23 protein-coding genes are annotated in these 19,618 nt (G+C 63.6%); 18 read left to right on the forward strand and 5 right to left on the reverse strand.

Annotated features, from left to right (window positions below):
* Positions 1-105: 105 nt before the first annotated feature.
* Positions 106-714: a response regulator gene (locus tag RAK1035_RS01230; RefSeq protein ID WP_008279053.1), complete on the forward strand. Its 609-nt coding sequence runs from the start codon at positions 106-108 to the stop codon at positions 712-714.
* A 28-nt stretch (positions 715-742) separates the two neighbouring features.
* Here the strand turns inward: RAK1035_RS01230 and RAK1035_RS01235 are convergent, their stop codons facing one another.
* Both RAK1035_RS01235 and RAK1035_RS01240 read right to left on the reverse strand, forming a co-directional pair.
* Positions 743-1,132 carry an META domain-containing protein gene (locus tag RAK1035_RS01235; protein ID WP_008279054.1) on the reverse strand — a complete coding sequence of 130 codons (390 nt, stop codon included), beginning with the start codon at positions 1,130-1,132 and terminating at the stop codon, positions 743-745.
* A 5-nt stretch (positions 1,133-1,137) separates the two neighbouring features.
* On the reverse strand, positions 1,138-1,695 hold the full coding sequence (locus RAK1035_RS01240) for a TetR/AcrR family transcriptional regulator (RefSeq protein ID WP_037296907.1): 558 nt from the start codon (positions 1,693-1,695) through the stop codon (positions 1,138-1,140).
* A gap of 162 nt (positions 1,696-1,857) precedes the next feature.
* Between RAK1035_RS01240 and phnC the strand changes: the two genes are divergently transcribed.
* The 5 genes from phnC to RAK1035_RS01265 all read left to right on the forward strand — a co-directional run bounded on the left by phnC (position 1,858) and on the right by RAK1035_RS01265 (position 6,662).
* The gene (gene phnC, locus RAK1035_RS01245; RefSeq protein WP_037296624.1) at positions 1,858-2,682 is read left to right on the forward strand and encodes a phosphonate ABC transporter ATP-binding protein; all 825 of its coding nucleotides are present in this window, start codon (positions 1,858-1,860) and stop codon (positions 2,680-2,682) included.
* A gap of 67 nt (positions 2,683-2,749) precedes the next feature.
* Entirely contained in the window at positions 2,750-3,652 is a 903-nt protein-coding gene (gene phnD, locus RAK1035_RS01250) for a phosphonate ABC transporter substrate-binding protein (RefSeq protein ID WP_037296633.1), read from the forward strand.
* 69 nt (positions 3,653-3,721) lie between these two features.
* Entirely contained in the window at positions 3,722-4,591 is an 870-nt protein-coding gene (gene phnE / locus RAK1035_RS01255; protein ID WP_008279058.1) for a phosphonate ABC transporter, permease protein PhnE, read from the forward strand.
* A gap of 4 nt (positions 4,592-4,595) precedes the next feature.
* On the forward strand, positions 4,596-5,942 hold the full coding sequence (phnE, locus tag RAK1035_RS01260; RefSeq protein ID WP_008279059.1) for a phosphonate ABC transporter, permease protein PhnE: 1,347 nt from the start codon (positions 4,596-4,598) through the stop codon (positions 5,940-5,942).
* 102 nt (positions 5,943-6,044) lie between these two features.
* Positions 6,045-6,662 carry a chloramphenicol acetyltransferase gene (locus RAK1035_RS01265; protein ID WP_232279144.1) on the forward strand — a complete coding sequence of 206 codons (618 nt, stop codon included), beginning with the start codon at positions 6,045-6,047 and terminating at the stop codon, positions 6,660-6,662.
* A 127-nt stretch (positions 6,663-6,789) separates the two neighbouring features.
* On the opposite strand, the gene phnF is transcribed toward RAK1035_RS01265, so the two are convergent.
* Entirely contained in the window at positions 6,790-7,509 is a 720-nt protein-coding gene (gene phnF, locus RAK1035_RS01270; protein ID WP_008279061.1) for a phosphonate metabolism transcriptional regulator PhnF, read from the reverse strand.
* A 102-nt stretch (positions 7,510-7,611) separates the two neighbouring features.
* Here phnF and phnG point away from each other — a divergent pair, with 102 nt between their 5' ends.
* The 9 genes from phnG to phnN are packed head-to-tail and all read left to right on the forward strand — an operon-like array spanning position 7,612 to position 14,205.
* Entirely contained in the window at positions 7,612-8,055 is a 444-nt protein-coding gene (gene phnG, locus RAK1035_RS01275) for a phosphonate C-P lyase system protein PhnG (protein ID WP_008279062.1), read from the forward strand.
* Complete coding sequence (gene phnH / locus RAK1035_RS01280) at positions 8,055-8,624, forward strand: phosphonate C-P lyase system protein PhnH (protein ID WP_008279063.1); 570 nt, start codon at positions 8,055-8,057, stop codon at positions 8,622-8,624. The genes phnG and phnH overlap by 1 nt, the downstream gene beginning before the upstream one ends.
* Positions 8,625-9,713: a carbon-phosphorus lyase complex subunit PhnI gene (locus tag RAK1035_RS01285; RefSeq protein ID WP_008279064.1), complete on the forward strand. Its 1,089-nt coding sequence runs from the start codon at positions 8,625-8,627 to the stop codon at positions 9,711-9,713. It begins immediately after the preceding gene.
* Positions 9,714-9,744: 31 nt separating this feature from the next.
* Entirely contained in the window at positions 9,745-10,347 is a 603-nt protein-coding gene (locus RAK1035_RS01290) for an HAD family hydrolase (protein WP_008279065.1), read from the forward strand.
* A complete protein-coding gene (locus tag RAK1035_RS01295) occupies positions 10,344-11,213 on the forward strand; it encodes an alpha-D-ribose 1-methylphosphonate 5-phosphate C-P-lyase PhnJ (RefSeq protein WP_008279066.1) in 870 nt (289 codons plus the stop codon). Before RAK1035_RS01290 ends, RAK1035_RS01295 begins: the two co-directional genes overlap by 4 nt.
* A complete protein-coding gene (gene phnK / locus RAK1035_RS01300) occupies positions 11,210-11,980 on the forward strand; it encodes a phosphonate C-P lyase system protein PhnK (protein ID WP_008279067.1) in 771 nt (256 codons plus the stop codon). Before RAK1035_RS01295 ends, phnK begins: the two co-directional genes overlap by 4 nt.
* A 21-nt stretch (positions 11,981-12,001) precedes the next feature.
* Positions 12,002-12,958 carry a magnesium transporter CorA family protein gene (locus tag RAK1035_RS01305; RefSeq protein WP_008279068.1) on the forward strand — a complete coding sequence of 319 codons (957 nt, stop codon included), beginning with the start codon at positions 12,002-12,004 and terminating at the stop codon, positions 12,956-12,958.
* An 18-nt stretch (positions 12,959-12,976) separates the two neighbouring features.
* A complete protein-coding gene (gene phnL / locus RAK1035_RS01310; protein ID WP_008279069.1) occupies positions 12,977-13,660 on the forward strand; it encodes a phosphonate C-P lyase system protein PhnL in 684 nt (227 codons plus the stop codon).
* Complete coding sequence (phnN, locus tag RAK1035_RS01315; RefSeq protein WP_008279070.1) at positions 13,657-14,205, forward strand: phosphonate metabolism protein/1,5-bisphosphokinase (PRPP-forming) PhnN; 549 nt, start codon at positions 13,657-13,659, stop codon at positions 14,203-14,205. Before phnL ends, phnN begins: the two co-directional genes overlap by 4 nt.
* On the opposite strand, the gene RAK1035_RS01320 is transcribed toward phnN, so the two are convergent.
* Positions 14,187-14,873: a DUF1045 domain-containing protein gene (locus RAK1035_RS01320; protein WP_008279071.1), complete on the reverse strand. Its 687-nt coding sequence runs from the start codon at positions 14,871-14,873 to the stop codon at positions 14,187-14,189. The two genes, phnN and RAK1035_RS01320, sit on opposite strands and share 19 nt — an antisense overlap.
* A 50-nt stretch (positions 14,874-14,923) precedes the next feature.
* On the opposite strand from RAK1035_RS01320, the gene RAK1035_RS01325 reads away from it, so the two are divergent.
* The 3 genes from RAK1035_RS01325 (at position 14,924) to RAK1035_RS01335 (ending at position 17,805) form a co-directional block, all read left to right on the forward strand.
* The gene (locus RAK1035_RS01325; protein WP_008279072.1) at positions 14,924-16,066 is read left to right on the forward strand and encodes an alpha-D-ribose 1-methylphosphonate 5-triphosphate diphosphatase; all 1,143 of its coding nucleotides are present in this window, start codon (positions 14,924-14,926) and stop codon (positions 16,064-16,066) included.
* A 72-nt stretch (positions 16,067-16,138) separates the two neighbouring features.
* Entirely contained in the window at positions 16,139-16,837 is a 699-nt protein-coding gene (locus tag RAK1035_RS01330; RefSeq protein ID WP_008279074.1) for a fumarylacetoacetate hydrolase family protein, read from the forward strand.
* A 5-nt stretch (positions 16,838-16,842) separates the two neighbouring features.
* Positions 16,843-17,805, forward strand: a complete 963-nt coding sequence (locus tag RAK1035_RS01335; RefSeq protein ID WP_008279075.1) for an SLAC1 anion channel family protein — start codon at positions 16,843-16,845, stop codon at positions 17,803-17,805.
* Between the two features lie 38 nt (positions 17,806-17,843).
* Here RAK1035_RS01335 and RAK1035_RS01340 read toward each other — a convergent pair whose 3' ends face one another.
* Positions 17,844-19,532, reverse strand: coding sequence for an acyl-CoA dehydrogenase family protein (locus tag RAK1035_RS01340; protein WP_037296638.1), 1,689 nt, complete (start codon positions 19,530-19,532; stop codon positions 17,844-17,846).
* Positions 19,533-19,618: the final 86 nt, after the last annotated feature.

The following is a 19,618-nucleotide window of genomic DNA, read 5'->3' on the forward strand; positions in this document are numbered from 1 at the left end:
GCCCCGGAATGTCTAACAGATGGGGATAGTTCACGATGCACAGAGCTGGGCTCGCGTCGCCACGCCGCGATTGAATTACAGCGCAGGACAACCCAGGCAATGTCTATGAAAATTTTACTTGCAGACGATCACAACCTTCTCGCCGAAGCCGTGGGCAACATGCTCAACGCGCAGCCCGGCAATGTGGCGATCACCACCGATTCCTATGATGGCATCCTCAGCTTGCTGTCCGAGCATACAGATGTCGATATCGTCCTGCTCGACCTCAAGATGCCCGGCATGGTCGGCCTCGCCAGCGTCAAAAGCGTGATCGAAAAATCCGCCCCCGCCAAGGTCGTGCTTTTTACCGGCATGGTGGATCGGCATTTCCTGCACAGCGCGCTGGAATTGGGCTGCAAGGGGCTGATCCCTAAAACGATGCCGCTGCAATCGCTCAACAGCGTACTGCAACTGATCAATTCGGGGCAGGTCTTTGTACCGATGGATGCCGGCACGCCGGGCCTCGACAAGGCCGGGCCAGAACATGACCTGACGGAAAAGGAACTTTTCGTGCTGCGCCTTGCCGCCGATGGCCTGACCAACAAGGAAATCGCGCGCGACATGGGCACCAACGAGGTCACGATCAAGATGCACATGCGCTCGATCTGCAAAAAGCTGAATGCCCGCAACCGCGCCCATGCCGCCATGATCAGCCGCGAACGCGCGCTGATCTGAGCGCGGCGCGGAGCGCCGCCGCGTGTCCCTACTCCCCCGCGCGAAACACCATCTCGCGGCCCGCGTCATTGGACAGAATCAAAACAGGGCCCAGAACCTCGACCAAACTCATCTCGCGCAGCGCCGCCAGATAGAGCGCCTCTGCCGCCAACTCCGGACAGGCGCGCTTGGTTGTCACAACGCTTTCGGCGGAAAACCACGGATAGGGCACGGTCTGCCTGCCGGAATAGGTGTTGCACGGCCCCGCGCCCGCCAATGCCCCCTTTGCCGGAAACTCCAGCGTTGCGCGCGCGCCAAACGCCGCCCCGTCAATGCTTTCAAGATGCCAGATCTGATCGGCCCCGCCATAGCCGGTCACCGTCTCATCCTTGCAAGCGCCCAACGCCGACAGCGCCATAACCGCCAAAGCCAGCCGCATCGGCCCTACCTCAGCGCAAGAATGAGATCGACCAGCGAGCCAATCGCCGGGGCCGCCTGATCCCGCGCCGGATCACGCATCGCCTGCATCCCGATCGCCGCGGCATAAACGATGCGCGCCATTTCCAGATTGCCGATGTCACAGGCCGAAAGCAGCCGATGCAACCGCGCCAGCCGTGCCGTATCCACCCGCGCCACCGCCTCTGCGGCGATAGGATCGGTCCCGGCCCAGGCCCGGATCGCTGATTCGGCGCGCCGTGTCAGGCTATCGGCCTCAGCCGTGGCAGCCATGGCTTGCGCACAACCGCGCAACCGCGCCGCCTCGGTGGCGGCCTGCGATGCTGCCTCCAGCCCCTGTGCGGCGTCCTCTTCCCACAGCGCCAAAAGCGCTGCAGAATAGGCCGGAACATCCGCAAAATGCCAGTAAAACGACCCTTTCGTTGCCCCCAGCCGCCGCGCCAAAGGCTCTGCGCCCAGCGCCGCCGGACCTACCTCGCACAGCGCCTCGAACCCGGCCAAAAGCCAGTCATCGCGGGTCAGTCGGGGGCGGCGCAACGCAGTCATGCCCCTGCCATACGCAGCCCGCCCTTGCGCTGCAAGAGGCGGCGCTGTCGCGGGGCGCAGCATTGGCCCTGTCAGCCCCCTGTCGCAAAAGTTTTACGCGTCTGTCGCAAACTCTTTGAGAACCGCCGTTACGTGGTGGCCCAACCCAAGGAGGCATCGACCGTGCTCAGCATCGAGAAACTGACCAGAACTTTTGGCCAGAACACCGCCGTGGACAGGGTGTCCTTCACCGTCGACAAACCGGCGATGATCGGCATCATCGGTCGCTCGGGTGCTGGCAAATCCACGCTGCTGCGCATGATCAACCGGCTTACCGATGCCACATCGGGGCAAATCCTGTTCGAGGGCCGCGACGTGACAGCCCTCAAAGGTGCCGACAAACGCGCGTGGCATTCGGACTGCGCCATGATCTTTCAACAGTTCAACCTTGTGCCGCGTATGGATGTGGTCTCGAACGTGCTGCATGGCACGCTCAACCGCCGCTCGACGCTGGCCACCATGTTCAACCTCTACCCCGATGCCGATATTCACCGCGCCATCGAAATCCTTGACCGGCTTGGCATCGCCGACCATGCCCCCAAGCGCGCCGAGGCGCTCTCGGGCGGGCAACAGCAGCGCGTGGCGATTGCCCGCGCCCTGATGCAGGACCCTAAGATCGTCCTCGCGGATGAACCGATTGCCAGCCTTGATCCGATGAACGCGCAGCTCGTGATGGACGACCTGCGCCGCATTCACGAAGAGGACGGGCGCACGGTCATCGCCAACCTGCACACGCTCGATACCGCGCGGCGCTACTGCGACCGCGTGATCGGCATGCTGCATGGCCGCGTCGTGTTCGACGGCACGCCCGAACAACTGACCACCGGCGTTGCGCGCGACATCTACGGTGCCGATGCCTCGTTTTCCGAAGCCAGCACATCGACCTCGATTGAAACGCTCGACCGCAGCACCGCCCGCGCCCTGCGCGCAGCCGAGGCGGCGGTCTGACGACCCGCGAACCACCCAAGGCCCGCCGGGGGTGGCGGGCCGCAATCCAACCGGAGAAAAAAAAGCCATGAAGAACCTCTTTGCTGCCATCGTCGCCACCACCGCTCTGGTCAGCCCGGCGCTGGCCCAAGACCAGATCACCGAATTCCGCATCGGCATTCTGGGCGGTGAAAACGCCCAAGACCGCATGTCGTCAAACGAATGCTACCGCGCCAAGGCCGAAGACCTGCTCGGCGTGCCGGTCAAGCTCTTTACCCCCGCCGATTATGACGGCGTGATTCAAGGCCTGCTTGGCGGCACGCTCGACATGGCATGGCTTGGGGCCTCCGCCTATGCCAAGGCCTATCTGACCGACCCAGAGGCGGTCGAGCCGGTCATGGTCAAGACCAACCTCGACAAATCCTATGGCTATTATGCCATCGGCTTTGCGCGCAAAGACCGCAACATCGCCTCGCTCGACGACATGAAGGGCAAAGTCTTTGCCTTTGGTGATCCCAACTCGACCAGCGGCTACCTGATCCCCTCGATCGAGATCCCCGTCGAAATCGGGGCCAGCATGGACTCGGGCGACTACTTTGGTGAGGTCAAGTTCGTGGGCGGCCACGAGCAGACCATCGTTGCCGTCGCCAATGGCGATGTCGACGCGGGCGTCACCTGGGCCGATGGCATGGGCGCATGGGAAGACGGCTACAACTCTGGCGCGCTGCGCAAGGCGGCGGATGCGGGCCTTGTCGACATGAACCAGATCGTCGAAATCTGGAAATCCAAGCCCATCCCCGAAGGCCCCATCGTCCTGCGCAAATCCCTGCCCGAGCGCGTCAAGCTGGACATCACCACCCTGACCGCCTCGCTCCCCTATATGGACGCCGATTGCGCCTATAACTTCATGGCCGGCGAGGCGCTCGGCTTCCAGCCGATCAACCACGACGCCTATCTCTCGATCATCGAGGCGCGCAAGGCCTCGAACTGACGGCCAAGCGCGGACACAGAACCGGGCCTGCATCGCCGCAGGCCCGGTTTCGCATGACGGGGGACCAGAATGACCGATATGACCGCAGAACCGGGCGCCGCACGGGTGAAATCCGTGCAAGACGCCTATATGGATATGACCCGCCGCAAACGCCTCTACGGCATGGTGATGCTGGTCGTCTTCATCGCCCTCATGGTCTCGGGCTTTCGCGTGGCCGATGCGCGCAACGCGGGCGGCTTTTGGGACGGGATCGGCAATATCTTTCAGTTTCCCGGCGAAGTGCTATCCGAGGCGGCTGAGAAAATCGCCAACCTGCCGGGGCTGATGGCCAAATTCCTGCCCTCGCTGCTGGAGACCGTCAACATCGCCGCAGCCTCTACGCTTCTGGGCGCGCTTGGGGCGGTGATGATCTCGCTTTTGGCGACGCGCGGGCTGGCAAAATGGCCCCGCCTCATCGGCCTCTTTCGCCGGATCATGGATATCCTGCGCGCCGTGCCCGAGATTGTCATCGCCCTCGTGCTGATATTCATCCTCGGCGGCGGCCCGGTGCCTGCGATGATCGCCATCGCCATTCACACCATGGGCGCGCTCGGCAAGCTCTTTTCCGAGGTCAATGAAAACGCCAGCCTCAAACCCGTCGAAGGGCTGCAATCGGTGGGGGCGACATGGGGTCAACGGATGTGGCTGGGCGTGATCCCGCAGGTGGCCCCCAATTACCTCAGCTACGCGCTCCTGCGCTTCGAGATCAACATCCGCGCCTCCGCCATCTTGGGCTTTGTTGGCTCTGGCGGCATCGGATACGACCTGAAAAACGCCTTTAGCTGGGGCCAAGGGCGTTACGATGAGGTGGCCGCGATCTTTCTGCTCTTGTTCGGCACAATCGTGCTTTTTGACCAACTCTCCAGCCATTACCGCAACAAGCTGATCGGCGAGGGCTAAGACCATGAGCATGATGACCGACATCACCCCGCCCCACTTTGACGCCGCCACCCTCTTTCGCCGCAAACGGCGGTTGGCCTTTGCCGTCCCGGCGGTGATCCTTGCCTATTTCACCTATATCTTCTTTGCGTTCAATATCATGGGGCTGGCCGACCGTGCGCGGCTCGACAATGCCCGCATCCTTGTCGCCGACAGCTATAGCTACAAAACCCATGTCACCCGCGACAACCGGTCGGGCGCGCTCAGCATCGCGGTCGAGGGCGAGAACAAGGGCACATGGCCCGAAGGGCGCAGCCCCGATTGGGTCGATATCCAAAGCCCGGAACGCACGCTGGTATCCCTGAAACATGGTCAAGAGGTGCTGATTGACGGCAACACGCTGCGCTATGATGTGCCGGGCTATGGGCTGATCACAGCCGAGGTCACGCGCCGCGAGGGTGTCAAACTCACCCTGCCCACAGACACCATCCCCGACTGGATCAGCGCCAGCGACGCGCGGGTGGACATCACCACCGAGGCCGGTCGCGTGACCCTGACACGGGCGCGCACCGAGGTCATGCGCTATCACTTCGGCTGGGAACTCTTCTGGTTCACCCTCGACAGCCCGTTCTATGGCAAAAGCTTTGGTGAATTGGCTCGCCTTGCCGTCTCGGGCCAACGGGTGGTCGCGGACAAAAGCAACCTTGCGGCGATGGTATCCGACGTCTGGAACAACCGCATGTGGCAGCACAAGGATGTGCTCTGGGCCATTTTCGAAACCATCCTCATGGCCTTTCTCGGCACCATGGGGGCGGGCCTCGTGGCGCTGCCGCTGGCCTTTGCGGCGGCGCGCAACTTCTCGCCCTATCTCGCGGTGCGTGCGGCGGTGCGGCGCGTCTTTGATCTCTTGCGCGGGGTCGATGCGCTGATCTGGACGCTGGTGCTCGCCCGCGCCTTTGGCCCCGGCCCGATGACCGGCGCGCTGGCCATTCTGCTCACGGATACAGGCACCTTTGGCAAACTCTTTTCCGAGGCGCTGGAAAACGTCGACAAGAACCAAATCGAAGGCGTCCAATCCACAGGGGCCAAACCGCTGCAACGCTATCGCTTTGGCGTGATCCCTCAGATCACACCCGTCCTGCTCAGCCAACTGCTCTATTACCTCGAATCCAACACCCGCAGCGCCACCATCATCGGGGCTATCACCGGCGGTGGGATCGGCCTCTTGCTCACACAGGCCATGATCACGCAAAAGGACTGGGAAGAGGTCAGCTATTACATCATTCTCATTCTGATTATGGTGATGCTGATGGACACCCTCTCAGGCTGGTTGCGCCGCAAACTTATCACCTCGGACGACGCTGGGCATTGAGAGGGCGGACTGTGAGTATTTGAACCATAAAGAAACAGCCCTCGCTCTTCTTTTTGGCTAAAATACTCCCGCCGGAGGCCCGAAACCCTTATGGAGCGCGCGATGCCCCGATTGCAGGCCGACAAGGCCCTGATCCACCCGGACTGCGACATCACCGATTGCGAATTCGGCATCTATACCGAGGTCGGGCGCGGCAGCCGCCTCGCGCATGTGGCGATGGGGGATTACTCCTATTGCGACCGATCCTGCGATCTCGCCAATACAGAGATCGGCAAATTCGCCAATATCGCCAGCTTTGTGCGCGTGGGGGCCACGGATCATCCGCTCGACCGCGCCAGCCTGCACCACTTTCTCTATCGCTCTGCCAGCTATTGGGAGGATGCGCCCGACGATGCGCTTTGGTTCGACAAACGCCGCGCGCGGCTGGCGCGCATTGGCCATGACACCTGGATCGGCCACAATGCGCAGGTCAAGCCCGAGATCACCGTGGGCCACGGGGCGGTCATCGCCGCCGGGGCTGTGGTGACGCATGACGTAGCCCCCTATATGATCGTCGCAGGCGTGCCCGCCCAGCCGCTGCGCCCGCGCCTTGCCCCCGCTCTGGCCGACCGCATGATGGCTCTGGCGTGGTGGGAGTGGGATCACGCCCGCCTGCGGGAAAACCTAGATGATTTTCGCAGCCTGAGCGCCGAGGCCTTTCTTGAAAAGCACGGCGGCTGACCGCAAGAAAAAGGCGGCCACAACGGGCCGCCCTTGAGATGCTGAAATCATGGATGAAAAAGGCAGCTGATCTATACATCGCTGATAGGCCCGCGATGTGACAGCGCCGTGACATCGGGGCAGGTGTTCAAGCATCCGCCAGGGTCAGCGTGATCCGGTCCCCGGCAAACCACGTGCGGCCATATTCGATAGGCTGCCCCTCGGGATCGACATTGACCGCAATCGTGCGCAGGATCGGCGCACCCGGGCTGAGATGCAGATGCACCGCCTGCATCGGGCTGGCCAGTTTCGCAGTGAGCCGCGTTGAGGCGCGGGTAAAATCCGCAACCCCTTGCTCTGCCAGCGCCGCCGTCACCGATCGGAGCCGCCGCAGCGCCTCGGGCAGGCCGGGAAACCGCGCCGCCGGAAAGCTGCTGCGAAACACCGCCACCGGCACGCCATCGGCCAGCGACAGCCCGTCACAAACATGCACCATGGCCCCGGGCGCAAGCCTGAGCGCCTCGGCCTCGGCGGCATCGGCGCTGCGGGTCTCAAGCGCCAAGATCTCTTTGGTTGGCAACCGCCCGGCCGCTTGCAAATTCTGGTGAAACCGCACCCGCCGACCGATCGGATACTCGGTCGGGCGATGCGCCACGAACGCCCCGGCCCCGCGCCGGGCAAAGATCACCCCCGCCTCGGCCAAGACCGCGAGCGCCCGCCGCACCGTATGGCGATTGACGCCAAACCGCGTGGCCAGAACCGCCTCGGTCGGCAGCTTGTCACCGGGGCCATAGCGCCCTGCCGCGATGTCACGGCTCAGACTGTCGTGGATCGCCCGCCAGAGGGCATCGGGTTTTTCTCGGGGCATGTCACATAAGTTTCATTGTGGACTGGCTTGCTAGGGAGGCGGGTTTGGCGTATAGATTTGTCTAGTTGTATAGTAATACCGACAACTTCACAAGGTGTCCACATGAGCAAAGAAACCGAGCGCAAGGGCTGGATGGGTCTTTTGGCGCGCACCCCCGCCGAGGATGTGCACAGGCTCTTGTCTGACACGGGGCTGTCCCCTGATTACGCCTATCTGCGTGCGCCCGAGGTGGGCGGCGTCATGGTGCGGGGCCGCGCCGGGGCCACGGGGGCCGCCTTCAACCTTGGTGAAATGACCGTCACCCGCTGCGCCTTGCAACTGGGCGATGGCCGTGTTGGCCACGGCTATGTGCAGGGCCGCGACAAGTGCCACGCCACGCAGGCCGCGCTGATTGACGCGCTGATGCAGGGGGCCGAGGCCGCGCTGATCCGCGACCGCGTTCTGGCCCCTTTGGCCGAGGCCGAGACCACCCGCCGCAGCGCCCGCGCCGCCCGCGCCGCAGCGACCAAGGTCGATTTCTTCACCCTTGTGCGCGGAGAGGATTGATGCAGACCGAAGCCCTGACCGGCGGCTTTGCCGCAGCCCCCACCGAGGCCGCCCTGGCCTTTCGCGCGGTGATGCGCGCCATGGCCCGTCCCGGCACCATTGAGCAGATCATGGGCGCAGAGCCGCCACCGCCCCTATCGCCCGCAGCGGGCGCGGTGCTCTTGACGCTCTGTGACCCTGAAACGCCACTCTATCTGGCGGGGGCGGTTGATACCCCAATGGTGCGCGACTGGATCACCTTTCACACCGGCGCACCGCTCGTGGACCGCCCCCGCGCCATGTTCGCGCTCGGGCCTTGGTCTGCCCTTCTACCGCTGGCCGATTATCCCATCGGCACGGCCGAATACCCCGACCGCGCAACCACCCTGATCGTCGAGATGGCGCAGCTCACGCACACCGGCGCACGCCTGACCGGGCCGGGGATTGCAACCACCGCCGCGCTCTCGCTGCCCGACATTGCCGCGTTTCAGCGCAACGCCACACAGTTTCCGCTGGGGCTCGATTTTCTCTTCACCTCTGGTCATGACCTCGCGGCGCTGCCGCGCTCAACCCGTGTGGAGGGCCAATAGATGTATGTCGCAGTCAAAGGCGGCGAACGCGCCATCGACAACGCCCATGCTTGGCTGGCCGAAGAGCGGCGCGGCGATACATCCGTGGCCGAGCTCAGCGTGGCGCAAATCCGCGAACAGCTCAGCCTTGCCGTCAACCGCGTCATGGCCGAAGGCTCGCTCTATGATCCCGACCTTGCCGCGCTCGCCATCAAACAGGCGCGCGGCGATCTGATCGAGGCGATCTTTCTCATCCGCGCCTATCGCACCACCCTGCCCCGCTTTGGCGCGTCGCATCCAGTGAATACCGCCTTCATGCGCTGTGATCGGCGCATCTCGGCCACGTTCAAGGACGCGCCGGGCGGGCAGGTGCTGGGGCCGACGTTTGACTACACCCACCGCTTGCTGGATTTCAAACTCGCGGCAGAGGGCGAGACGCCGCAAGCGCCCACAGCCACGCCCACCCCCGGCCCCACGCCGCATATCATGGGCTATCTCGACCGCGAGGGGCTGATCCAGCAAGAGCCCCCGAGCGACGACACGCCCCCCGACCTCACCCGCGAACCGATGCAACTGCCCGCAGACCGCGCGCTGCGGCTTCAGGCGCTGACGCGCGCCGATGAGGGGTTTATCCTCTCGCTCGCCTATTCCACCCAGCGCGGCTATGCCCGCAACCACGCCTTTGTCGGGGAGCTCAGGATCGGCGCTGTCGCCGTGGAAATGGATATCCCCGAACTGGGCTTTGCGATTGAGCTGGGCGAGATCACCCTCACCGAATGCGAAACCGTCAACCAGTTCAAAGGCTCGAAAACCGAGCCCCCGCAATTCACGCGCGGCTATGGGCTGGTCTTTGGCCAGACCGAGCGCAAGGCCATCGCCATGGCACTGGTGGACCGCGCGCTGCGCTGGAAAGAATTGGGCGAAGAGGATCAAGGCGCACCCGCGCAGGACGAGGAATTCGTCCTCATGCATGCCGACAACATTCAGGCCACCGGCTTTCTCGAACATATCAAGCTGCCGCATTACGTCGATTTCCAGTCCGAACTGGAACTGGTGCGCAAACTCCGCCGCGAGGCCGAGGGCGCGGCGCATCGGGAGGCGGCGGAATGAGTATTTTTGCCATAAAGAAGCAGGCCCGCCCATGACCCTCATTGTCTTTGACATCGGCAATGTTCTCTTGCGCTGGGACCCGCAGGCCGCCTTTCGCCATGCCATCGGCAGCGACGCCGAGATTGATGCGCTGCTGGCCGAGGTTCGATTCTACGACTGGAACTATGAGCAGGACCGAGGGCGCAGCCGGGCCGAGGCGGTGGCAGCGATTGCCGCCCACTGGCCAGAGCATGCCGATCTGATGGACGGCTATTTCGACCGCTTCGGCCTGACCATCCAGACCCGCATCCAAGGGTCATGGGACATCGCCACCACGCTCAAGGATAGCGGCCACCGCCTCTGGGCGCTTACGAATTTTTCGGCCGACACATGGCCGCAAGCGCAGCGCCTGCATCCCGACCTGAACACGCTTTTCGAGGGCATCGTCGTGTCGGGGCACGAGCGCATGGTCAAACCCGACCGCGAGATTTTCGACCTCCTCTGCACCCGCGCCGATGCCGCGCCCGAGGCGTGTTATTTCATCGACGACACCGCCAGCAATGTCACCAGCGCCCGCGCCGCAGGCTGGCAGGCGCATCACTTCACCGGGCCGACTGGCCTGCGCGCCGACCTTTGCGACAGGGGGCTATTATGAGCGATTACAACTTTGCCTATCTCGATGAGCAGACCAAGCGCATGATCCGCCGCGCCATTCTCAAGGCGCTGGCGATCCCCGGCTATCAGGTGCCCTTTGCCAGCCGCGAAATGCCGATGCCCTATGGCTGGGGCACGGGCGGGGTGCAGGTCTCTGCCGCCTGCCTCACGCCGAATGACACGTTCAAAGTGATTGATCAGGGCGCGGATGACACCACAAACGCCGTCTCGATCCGCAAATTCTTTGAGAAAACCGCGCAGGTCGCCACCACTGAGGAGACCGCCCGCGCCAGCCTCATCCAGACCCGCCACCGCATCCCCGAGGAACCGCTGACCGAGGATCAGATCCTTGTCTACCAAGTGCCGATCCCGGAACCGCTGCGTTTTCTCGAACCCTCCGAGGTGGAAACCCGCAAGATGCACGCGCTCGAGGAATATGGCCTCATGCATGTGAAACTCTATGAGGACATCAGCCAACACGGGGCCATCGCCACCGCCTATGCCTATCCGGTCAAGGTCGAGGGGCGCTATGTGATGGACCCTTCGCCGATCCCCAAATTCGACAACCCGAAACTCAGCATGGCCGCGATCCAGCTTTTCGGCGCAGGGCGCGAACAGCGCATCTATGCTCTGCCGCCCTATACCCAAGTTGTCAGTCTCGATTTCGAGGATCACCCGTTCGAGGCCACCAAGGCCGATCACGATTGCGACCTCTGCGGCGCATCCCACAGCTATCTGGACGAGGTCATCATGAATGACGCGGGCGGGCGCATGTTCGTCTGCTCCGACACCGATTATTGCCGCGCGCGCCGCGCAGGCGGCCATATCGGGGCGCAGGGTGCCCCCTATGAGGAGGCCACGGTATGACCCCCCTTTTGCAAGTGCGCGATCTCGCCAAATTCTACGGGCCGCGGCGCGGCTGTGACGGTGTCAGCTTTGATCTTTACCCCGGCGAGGTGATGGGCATCGTGGGCGAGAGCGGATCAGGCAAATCGACGCTGCTCAGTTGCCTTGCCGGGCATCTGCCCCCCGACCGGGGCGAGGTCATCTTTGACACGCACGGCCACGGCCCCCGCGACACGCTGCATATGTCCGAACCCGAACGGCGGATGCTGATGCGCACCGATTGGGCCTTTGTCCATCAGCACGCCCGCGACGGGCTGCGCATGGGGGTCTCGGCGGGCGGCAATGTCGGCGAACGGCTGATGGCCGTGGGCGCGCGCCATTACGGGGATATCCGCGATCAGGCGATTGACTGGCTGGGCCGGGTCGAGATTGCCGCCGACCGGGTGGATGACAAGCCACAGGCGTTCTCGGGGGGCATGCAGCAACGCCTGCAAATCGCCCGCAACCTCGTGACCGGCCCGCGCTTGGTGTTCATGGATGAACCCACCGGCGGGCTTGATGTCAGCGTTCAGGCGCGGCTTCTTGATCTTTTGCGCGGGCTGGTGCGTGAAATGGGTCTCTCGGCCATTATCGTCACCCATGATCTGGCGGTGGTGCGATTGCTCGCCGACCGGTTGATGGTGATGAAAGATGGCTTTGTGGTCGAAGACGGGCTGACCGATCAGGTGCTGGATGATCCGCAACACGGCTATACGCAACTGCTTGTTTCCAGCGTATTGCAGGTATGACGCCATGGGCAGGAGCAGAGCATGATCACCTATTACGCCAAGCACGAGACCGGGTTGCATCAGGTGCCAGACCTTGGCGATGCCCCCGTCCTCTGGATCGACATGCTCAGCCCCGACCCGCAGGAAATGGCGCAAATGTCGGGGCGTCTTGGCATCGCCCTGCCCAGCCGCGAGGATCAGGACGAAATCGAACAATCCTCCCGCCTCTATCTCGAAGAGGGCGTGCCAGTGATGACCGCCCTCTTGCCCGCGCGCAACGACGCGGGTGAAACCATCGTCGGCCCGGTGTCTTTCGTGCTCATGGCAGACCGGCTGGTGACGCTGCGCCACCACGCCCCGCGCCCCTTTACCACCTATCCCGACAAGGCGGGGAAATCCTCGCATGGCTGCGCCACGGTCGAGGCGGTGCTGATCGGGCTGATCGAGGAAATCATCGACCGGCTTGCCGATATCATCGAACAGGCTGGCCGCGACATCGACGCGCTCTCCAAACGCATCTTTGGCGACAAACCCCTTAATACCGCGGCCTATCGCACCGCGCTCCGCGACATCGGCCAAGCTGACGGGCGCGTCATGCAAATCCGCGAGAGCCTGATGACGCTCGAGCGGCTTTTGGGCTTTCTCATGCCGGTTATCGACACCCGGCGCGGGGCCAAACCCCTGCGCGGCGCGCTCAAATCGCAATATCGCGACGTGCGCACGATCACCGAACAGGCAGGCTATCTGCAACAGAAAACCGCCTTCATGCTAGATGCGGCCCTTGGCCTCATCACTATCGAACAGAACGCCATTATCAAGATTTTCTCGGTGGCTGCGGTGGCCTTTCTACCGCCCACGCTGGTGGCTTCGATCTACGGCATGAATTTCGAGGTGATGCCAGAACTGTCCTGGCCCTTCGGCTATCCGATGGCGCTCGGGCTTATGGCGCTGTCCGCATTGGTGCCGCTCTGGATTTTCCGCCGCCGCGGCTGGCTTTAACCCTATCGGAGACCCGCAATGATCGAGATCGACAGCCTGAGCAAAAGATTCACCCTGCATAATCAGGGCGGCGCGGTGATCCCCGTGATGGCAGGCGCGCATCTGCATGTCGCCCCCGGTGAGTGCGTGGCGCTGACCGGCTCTTCGGGCGCGGGCAAATCTACGCTTATGCGGATGATCTATGGCAATTACCGCGCCAATGCGGGCCGGATCATGGTCGGCGACACCGATGTCGCCCGCGCCGAACCGCGCGAGATCATCCAGTTGCGCCGTCATACGCTGGGCTATGTCAGCCAGTTCCTGCGCGTCGTGCCCCGCGTGCCCACCCGCGATGTGGTGGCCGAACCGCTCTTGATCCTTGGCAGCGCGCCCGATGCGGCCCGCGCCCGCGCCGAGGCGCTGCTTGACCGCCTCAATATCCCCGAACGGCTCTGGTCTCTCAGCCCCACGACATTCTCGGGCGGCGAGCAACAACGCGTCAATATCGCGCGCGGTTTTGCGCATGCCTTTCCAGCCCTGCTGCTGGATGAACCCACCGCGAGCCTTGATGCCACCAACCGCGAGGTGGTGCTGACCCTGATTGAAGAGGCCAAGGCGCGCGGCGCAGCCATTGTGGGCATCTTCCACGACGAGGCCGCGCGCGCCCGTGTCTGCGACCGCAAGGTGGATGTGACCGCCTTCACCCCGGCGCGCGCCGCATGACACCTGGCCGCCTCATCGCCGTGGTCGGCCCGTCGGGCGTGGGCAAGGACACGCTGATGCGCGCGATGATCGCAGAGCATCCGGGCCTGCGCCGTGCCCGCCGCGTCATCACCCGCCCCCCAGACCCCGAGGGCGAAGGCCATGAGGCGGTCAGCGACACCGAATTCGACGCCCGCCTCAAAGAGGGCGGCTTTGCCCTGCATTGGCGCGCGCACGGCCTGCGCTACGGGGTGCCGGTGGGCATCTGCCTTGATCTCGCGGCAGGGCGCGACCTCTTGGTCAATCTCTCGCGGGGCGTTCTGGCACAGGCGCAGGCGCGGTTTCAGCCCTTTGTCATCCTGCACCTGACCGCCACGCCTCAGGTGCTGGCATCACGCCTTGTGGCGCGCGGGCGTGAAACCCCGCAGGATATTCGCGAACGCCTGACCGGCGCGGATATGGCCCTGCCCGAGGGCGTGGGCCCGGTCATCACGCTTGACACCGACGCAGCCCTGCCCCGCCTGACCAAGGCCGCGCTCAAGGCGGTTTACGCGGTGAGGGTCTGACGGTGCAGCAGGTGAAACCGCCCCGCCTCATCCTCGCCCATCAGCGACAGCGCGTCGATGACATAGGGCTGCGGCACCAGCGGCCCCAATCGCGCCTCCAGCGCGGCCTTGATCGGCGCCAATTCCGCCTTGGGCCGCTTGCCGGTCAGGGTGATATGAAACCGGAACTCCTCCATCACATAGGGATAGCCCCAGCGCAGCAACAGCGCGTCTTGCGCAGGCGTCAGGCCCCCTGCACGCCGTCGCGCCACTTGCGCCTCGGTCAAGGGCGCGCGCCACGGTTCGAACGCCTCCACGGCGCGCGCTGCCAACCCGTTCAAGGCGCTCTGATCCCCCACCGGCACCAGCGCCAGAAACCGGCCCAAACCCGCGATCTGCACCCCCTCCAGCGTGACCGCCGCCTCGCCTGCGCAAAACCGCTCGAACGCCGCAACCAGCCCCGCCTCTCCCTCCCCCTCGGCCAAGGCAAAGGGCGGCTTGATCGTGGCATGCAGCCCGTATTTGCGCGGGGTCTCGGTGATCTCGGTCACGGGCGCGGGCAACCCCGGCACCTCGGGATGCGCCACAGCACAACCCTGCGCGCTATCCCATCCCAACCACGCCGCACCAAAGGCGGCAAATTCCCCCTCGGGGGGCGTGACATAAATCGCGTAGCGGTGAAAATCCATGAGGTCTCTCGTCGGGTTGCCGTGACGTGCCAAGAAAGCGTGACATCCAAATGACAGAAGACATCATTCTCGCCAATGCCCTCCTCATTCTGCCAAACGAGGTGATCCCCGGCGCGCTGCAGATCAAGGGCGGTAAAATCACCGCTCTCGACAGCGGCACAGCCCTGCCACCCGGTGCGGTGGATTGCGAAGGTGATTACCTTGCCCCCGGCCTGATCGAGCTGCACACCGATAATCTGGAGCGGCACATCCAACCCCGCCCCAAGGTGGATTGGCCGCATCACGCCGCCATCCTCGCCCATGACGCGGAACTGGCCAGCGTCGGCATCACCACCGTCTTTGACGCAATGCGCGTGGGGTCGATCCCCACCGGCGTCGGGCGCTACAGCAAATACGCGCGCGGTCTCGCCAACGAACTCCTCAGCCTGCGCGCCGAGGAGGCGCTCAAGATCAGCCATTTCCTGCATCTGCGCGCCGAGGTCTGTTCCGAAACACTGGAAGAAGAGATGGAACAATTCGGCCCATCGGACCGCGTCGGCATCGTCAGCCTGATGGACCATACGCCGGGTCAGCGCCAATTCCGCGACCTGACCAAACTCGAAGAATACATGAAGGGCAAACACGCCCTCACTGATGCGGAATTCGCCGAACACGTGGTCCAGCTCAAGGCGCTGCGCGCCGCGCATGGCGACCGCCACGAGGCCGCCGCCGTGGCCCATGCCGCCCGCTATGGCGCGGTGCTGGCCAGCCATGACGACACCACCGCCGAACAGGTGGCGGTGTCCGGCGGCTACGGCATCCGGCTGGCCGAGTTTCCCACCACGGTCGAGGCCGCAAGCACCTGCCACGCCCATGATATCGCGGTCATCATGGGCGCACCCAACCTCATCCGGGGCGGATCACACTCTGGCAATGTCGCGGCGGGGGAATTGGCCGATCTGGGCTATCTCGATATCCTCTCGTCCGATTACGTACCCTCCGCGCTGCTTTTGGGGGCTGTGCAACTGGGCGCGCGGTGGGGCGATATGGCGCGCGGCCTTGCCACCGTCACCGCCAATCCCGCCCGCGCCGTAGGCCTCTCGGATCGCGGCCAACTGGCGGTAAACGCCCGCGCCGACCTCATCCGCTTTCGCCTGCGCAGCGGCGCACCAGCACTGCGGGGTGTCTGGTCGCAAGGGGCCCGCGTCGCCTGAGGCCTGCTTTGACAACCGTCGAATCGGGGCGCATAACGGGCGCGAATTCAATCGCTTGCGCCGGAGGCCCCGATGACCCAACCGCTCTTCACCCTGCCCAGCCCCCCTCTGGTGCCGATCACCGGCACGGATCAGGGCTATCCGGTGCAGCGCATCTTCTGCGTCGGGCGCAACTACGCCGCCCACGCACTCGAAATGGGCAATGAGGTGGACCGCGAAGCGCCGTTCTACTTCAACAAGGCCCCTCAAACCCTCTGCCTCAGCGGGTCCAGCATCCCCTATCCGCTCGAAACCTCGGATTGCCATCACGAGATGGAATTCGTCGTGGCGCTCAGCGCCCCCGCCTTTCGCATCAGCGCAGCCGAGGCGATGAACACCGTCTATGGCTATGCCTGCGGCATCGACCTCACCCGCCGCGACCTGCAAGGCGTGGCCAAGGAAAAGCGCCGCCCCTGGGATATCGGCAAGGATTTCGAGAACGCCTCGATCATCGCCCCCCTCACCCCCAAGGCCGCGTTTGGCGACATTGGCGATCAAACCATTCGTCTCTCTGTGGACGGGCGCATCACACAAGAGGCGACGCTGGCCGATATGATCTGGTCCGTGCCCGAAATCATCGCGCATCTGTCGCGCTTTTATCATCTCGCCCCCGGTGACCTGATCTATACCGGCACGCCAGCGGGCGTTGGCCCCGTGCTGCCCGGTAATGTGCTCTTGGGCGAGATTGACGGTCTGGCCCCGCTCACCCTTACCATCACCGCCGCAGAGTAAACCCGATGACAAACCCGGCCCAAGGCCGCCTGCAATATGTGCCCGTGACGCTTTTTACCATCGTCATGGGGCTTTGCGGCTTCACCCTCGCGCTTCGCGCGGGCGAAGAGGCCCTCGGCCTCACCCACGCACTGTCATGGGCGGCGCATGGGCTGACCATGGCGGTCTTTGCCGCCGTCACGCTTGGCTATCTCGCCAAGGCGATCCGCCACCCCGCAGCGGTGGTCGCCGAATGGAGTCACCCCGTGAAACTTGCCTTCTTTCCGGCAATTTCGATCGCTTTGGTGCTGATGTCCATCGTCATGCTCGCCCCCGCGCCGGGTATTGCGCATGTGCTATGGCTCATCGCCGTGCCGATGCAACTGATCCTGACCCTCGCCGTGGTCAGCGGCTGGATCAGCGCGCGCGCGTTCCAACACGGGCACCTCTCACCGGCATGGTTCATCCCGGCGGTGGGCAATGTGATCGTGGCAATCGCGGGCGTGCCCCTTGGCTACCCGGAAATAAGCTGGTTCTTCACCAGCGTCGGCCTCGTCTTCTGGATCGTCCTGCTGACGCTGGTGATGAACCGGCTGATCTTTCACGATCCCCTGCCCGAACGCCTGCAACCCTCGCTGGTGATCCTGATCGCCCCGCCTTCGGTCGGGTTTCTTGCTTGGGTGGAACTGGTGGGCGGCGTCGATCCCTTTGCCCATGTGCTGCTCAATTGCGCCTATCTTTTTACGCTCATCGTCGCGGTACAATTGCCCAAGCTCTTGAAATTGCAATTCTCCTTGGCCTTCTGGGCGCTCAGCTTTCCCATGGCTGGCGTGACCATCGCCAGTTTCACCTATGCACGTGAAAGCGGCTCTGCCGCGCATCGGCTGATCGGCCTCGCCCTCTTGGCGGCCCTCTGCGTGATCATCGCGGGCCTGCTCTGGCGCACGCTCAAGGCCCTGCGCGCGGGTGCCATCTTTCAGCCGGATTGACAGGGCCGGGGCTCACTCACGCGAACCCCGGCTTATTCTCACCCCAACAACCGCCGCGCGATCACCTGCGCCTGAATCTCTGCCGCGCCCTCAAAGATATTGAGAATCCGCGCATCACAGAGAATCCGGCTGATCGTGTATTCCAGCGCAAAGCCATTGCCGCCATGGATCTGCAGCCCGTTGTCGGCGGCGGCCCAGGCCACGCGCGCACCCAACAGTTTAGCCATCCCCGCCTCAAGATCGCACCGCCGCCCGTGATCCTTTTCCCACGCCGAGAAATAGGTCAGTTGCCGCGCCACCATGATCTCGACCGCCATCATCGCAAGCTTGCCCGACACACGCGGAAACTCGATCAGCGCGCGGCCAAACTGCTTGCGGTCCTGCGCGTATTTCATTGCCACATCCAGCGCCGATTGCGCCACACCCACAGCGCGGGCGGCAGTCTGAATGCGCGCAGATTCAAAAGTCTCCATCAACTGCTTGAATCCCTTGCCCTCTTCGCCGCCCAGCAGGTTCTCGCCCTTCACATGGAAATTATCGAATCCCAGTTCGTATTCCTTCATGCCGCGATAGCCCAACACCTCGATCTCACCGCCGGTCATGCCGGGGGTCGGGAACGGGGCCTCATCGGTGCCGGGGGTTTTTTCGGCCAGAAACATCGACAGCCCCCGGTGATCGGTGGTGTCGGGCACGGTGCGCGCCAGCAGCGTCATCACATGGGTGCGCGCGGCATGGGTGATCCAGGTCTTGTTGCCCGTCACCTTCCAATCGCCATTCTCATCCTTCACAGCACGGGTGCGCAGACTGCCCAGATCCGATCCGGTGTTGGGTTCCGTGAACACGGCCGTCGGCAGGATTTCGGCACTGGCGAGCTTCGGCAGCCACTGTGCCTTTTGCTCCTCCGTGCCGCCACAAAGGATCAATTCGGCAGCAATCTCAGACCGGGTGCCAAGGGACCCAACCCCGATATAGCCCCGGCTCAACTCTTCCGAGACCACAACCATCGACGCCTTGCTCAGGCCGAAACCACCGAATTCCTCGGGAATGGTCAGGCCAAACACACCCATTTCCGCCAATTCCTCGATGATCTCCATCGGGATAAGTTCATCCTTGAGGTGCCACTCATGCGCATGCGGCTCGACCTTCTCGACCGAGAACCGCCGGAATTGCGCGCGGATCATCTCCAGCTCTTCCTCAAGGCCACTGCGCCCCACCGTGATCTCTGCCGACCGCTCTTGCATCAACTCGACCAACCGGCTGCGTGCCGCTTGGGTATTGCCCGCCTGCATCAGCATCGTGGCGGCAGGGTCCATCAACAGATGTGCATCATCCGGGCCAAGGCCCAGATCCTGAAGGCGCACCATCTCGCCCTGATTCATCTGAATGCCGCCTGCGATCTGGCTCAGATATTCGCCAAAGGCGATTTGCAGGATCAGTTGCTCGACCTCGCCAAACTCGCCTTTTTCGTCCAGCCGCACCGCCCAAAGCTGCATCTGGCGCAGCGCCTCGACATAGGTCGCAAGCCACGCCAGCCCATGCGCTGCGGTCTGATTGGCCTCAATCGCAGCCCCCGAAACCCGGCCATCCACCGTCACCAGCGCGCGAACAGCGCCCGTGGCCCGCTCCAACAGCGCCTCGGCGGGCGCCAGCGCCACGCCGGTCAGGGCCAGCAAATCGCCCAGAATGATCGGTTGTGCCATCGCCAGATCCTGTCCGTCATGTGCCATGAATCGCATCCTTTTCCTAATCTCGTGCCTTTTATCCATTATGCAGGTGCAGCGCAACTATTATGCTTTTTGTCGCAGGGTTTTGA

It is taken from the genome of Roseovarius sp. AK1035 (genome assembly GCF_003288315.1).
Lineage (GTDB): Bacteria > Pseudomonadota > Alphaproteobacteria > Rhodobacterales > Rhodobacteraceae > Roseovarius > Roseovarius mucosus_A.